The following is a 2,955-nucleotide window of genomic DNA, read 5'->3' on the forward strand; positions in this document are numbered from 1 at the left end:
TAGAGAAATGACCTTTTAGGTTAAGTTAGAAAGGGCGCACGGTGGATGCCTTGGCACTAGGAGCCGATGAAGGACGGGACTAACACCGATATGCTTCGGGGAGCTGTAAGTAAGCTTTGATCCGGAGATTTCCGAATGGGGAAACCCACTGTTCGTAATGGAACAGTATCTTTACCTGAATACATAGGGTATTGAAGGCAGACCCGGGGAACTGAAACATCTAAGTACCCGGAGGAAGAGAAAGCAAACGCGATTCCCTGAGTAGCGGCGAGCGAAACGGGACATAGCCCAAACCAAGAGGCTTGCCTCTTGGGGTTGTAGGACACTCTACATGGAGTTACAAAGGAACGGGGTAGATGAAGTGGTCTGGAAAGGCCCGTCAGAGAAGGTAAAAACCCTGTAGTTGAAACTTCGTTCCCTCCTGAGTGGATCCTGAGTACGGCGGGACACGAGAAATCCCGTCGGAAGCTGGGAGGACCATCTCCCAAGGCTAAATACTCCCTAGTGACCGATAGTGAACCAGTACCGTGAGGGAAAGGTGAAAAGCACCCCGGAAGGGGAGTGAAAGAGATCCTGAAACCGTGTGCCTACAAGTAGTCAGAGCCCGTTCATGGGTGATGGCGTGCCTTTTGTAGAATGAACCGGCGAGTTACGATTACATGCAAGGTTAAGTTGAGAAGACGGAGCCGCAGCGAAAGCGAGTCTGAATAGGGCGAATGAGTATGTGGTCGTAGACCCGAAACCAGGTGATCTACCCATGTCCAGGGTGAAGGTTGGGTAACACCAACTGGAGGCCCGAACCCACGCACGTTGAAAAGTGCGGGGATGAGGTGTGGGTAGCGGAGAAATTCCAATCGAACTTGGAGATAGCTGGTTCTCTCCGAAATAGCTTTAGGGCTAGCCTCACGTTGTAAGAGTCTTGGAGGTAGAGCACTGTTTGGACTAGGGGCCCTCATCGGGTTACCGAATTCAGACAAACTCCGAATGCCAAAGACTTATCCGTGGGAGTCAGACTGCGAGTGATAAGATCCGTAGTCAAAAGGGAAACAGCCCAGACCACCAGCTAAGGTCCCAAAGTATACGTTAAGTGGAAAAGGATGTGGAGTTGCTTAGACAACCAGGATGTTGGCTTAGAAGCAGCCACCATTTAAAGAGTGCGTAATAGCTCACTGGTCGAGTGACTCTGCGCCGAAAATGTACCGGGGCTAAACGTATCACCGAAGCTGTGGATTGACATCTTAGATGTCAGTGGTAGGAGAGCGTTCTAAGGGCGTTGAAGTCAGACCGTAAGGACTGGTGGAGCGCTTAGAAGTGAGAATGCCGGTATGAGTAGCGAAAGATGGGTGAGAATCCCATCCACCGAATGCCTAAGGTTTCCTGAGGAAGGCTCGTCCTCTCAGGGTTAGTCGGGACCTAAGCCGAGGCCGAAAGGCGTAGGCGATGGACAACAGGTTGATATTCCTGTACCACCTCTTTATCGTTTGAGCGACGGGGGGACGCAGGAGGATAGGGTAAGCGCGCTGTTGGATATGCGCGTCTAAGCAGTTAGGCTGCAAGTGAGGCAAATCCCGCTTGCGTGAAGGCTGAGCTGTGACAGCGAGGGAAATATAGTACCGAAGTTCCTGATTCCACACTGCCAAGAAAAGCCTCTAGCGAGATAAATGGTGCCCGTACCGCAAACCGACACAGGTAGGCGAGGAGAGAATCCTAAGGTGAGCGAGAGAACTCTCGTTAAGGAACTCGGCAAAATGACCCCGTAACTTCGGGAGAAGGGGTGCTCATTTGGGTGAATAGCCCGGATGAGCCGCAGTGAATAGGCCCAGGCGACTGTTTAGCAAAAACACAGGTCTCTGCGAAGCCGCAAGGCGAAGTATAGGGGCTGACGCCTGCCCGGTGCTGGAAGGTTAAGAGGAGGGGTTAGCTCACGCGAAGCTCTGAATCGAAGCCCCAGTAAACGGCGGCCGTAACTATAACGGTCCTAAGGTAGCGAAATTCCTTGTCGGGTAAGTTCCGACCCGCACGAAAGGCGTAACGATCTGGGCACTGTCTCAACGAGAGACTCGGTGAAATTATAGTACCTGTGAAGATGCAGGTTACCCGCGACAGGACGGAAAGACCCCGTGGAGCTTTACTGTAGCCTGATATTGAATTTTGGTACAGCTTGTACAGGATAGGTAGGAGCCTGAGAAACCGGAGCGCCAGCTTCGGTGGAGGCGTCGGTGGGATACTACCCTGGCTGTATTGAAATTCTAACCCGCGCCCCTGATCGGGGCGGGAGACAGTGTCAGGTGGGCAGTTTGACTGGGGCGGTCGCCTCCTAAAGAGTAACGGAGGCGCCCAAAGGTTCCCTCAGAATGGTTGGAAATCATTCGCAGAGTGTAAAGGCACAAGGGAGCTTGACTGCGAGACCTACAAGTCGAGCAGGGACGAAAGTCGGGCTTAGTGATCCGGTGGTTCCGCATGGAAGGGCCATCGCTCAACGGATAAAAGCTACCCCGGGGATAACAGGCTTATCTCCCCCAAGAGTCCACATCGACGGGGAGGTTTGGCACCTCGATGTCGGCTCATCGCATCCTGGGGCTGTAGTCGGTCCCAAGGGTTGGGCTGTTCGCCCATTAAAGCGGTACGCGAGCTGGGTTCAGAACGTCGTGAGACAGTTCGGTCCCTATCCGTCGTGGGCGCAGGAAATTTGAGAGGAGCTGTCCTTAGTACGAGAGGACCGGGATGGACGCACCGCTGGTGTACCAGTTGTCTTGCCAAAGGCATCGCTGGGTAGCTATGTGCGGACGGGATAAGTGCTGAAAGCATCTAAGCATGAAGCCCCCCTCAAGATGAGATTTCCCATAGCGCAAGCTAGTAAGAACCCTGAAAGATGATCAGGTTGATAGGTCAGAGGTGGAAGCGCGGTGACGTGTGGAGCTGACTGATACTAATCGTTCGAGGACTTAACCAAAT

General features: G+C 53.0%; 1 rRNA gene. It reads left to right on the forward strand.

Annotation, left to right across the window (positions count from 1 at the left end):
- The first annotated feature begins 18 nt into the window (after positions 1-18).
- A 23S ribosomal RNA gene (locus FS736_RS23330) occupies positions 19-2,953 on the forward strand.
- Positions 2,954-2,955: the final 2 nt, after the last annotated feature.

Origin of the sequence: Cytobacillus oceanisediminis 2691, from assembly GCF_007678455.1 — a bacterium.
In the GTDB taxonomy this organism is placed as follows: Bacteria; Bacillota; Bacilli; order Bacillales; family Cytobacillaceae; genus Mesobacillus; species Mesobacillus oceanisediminis_A.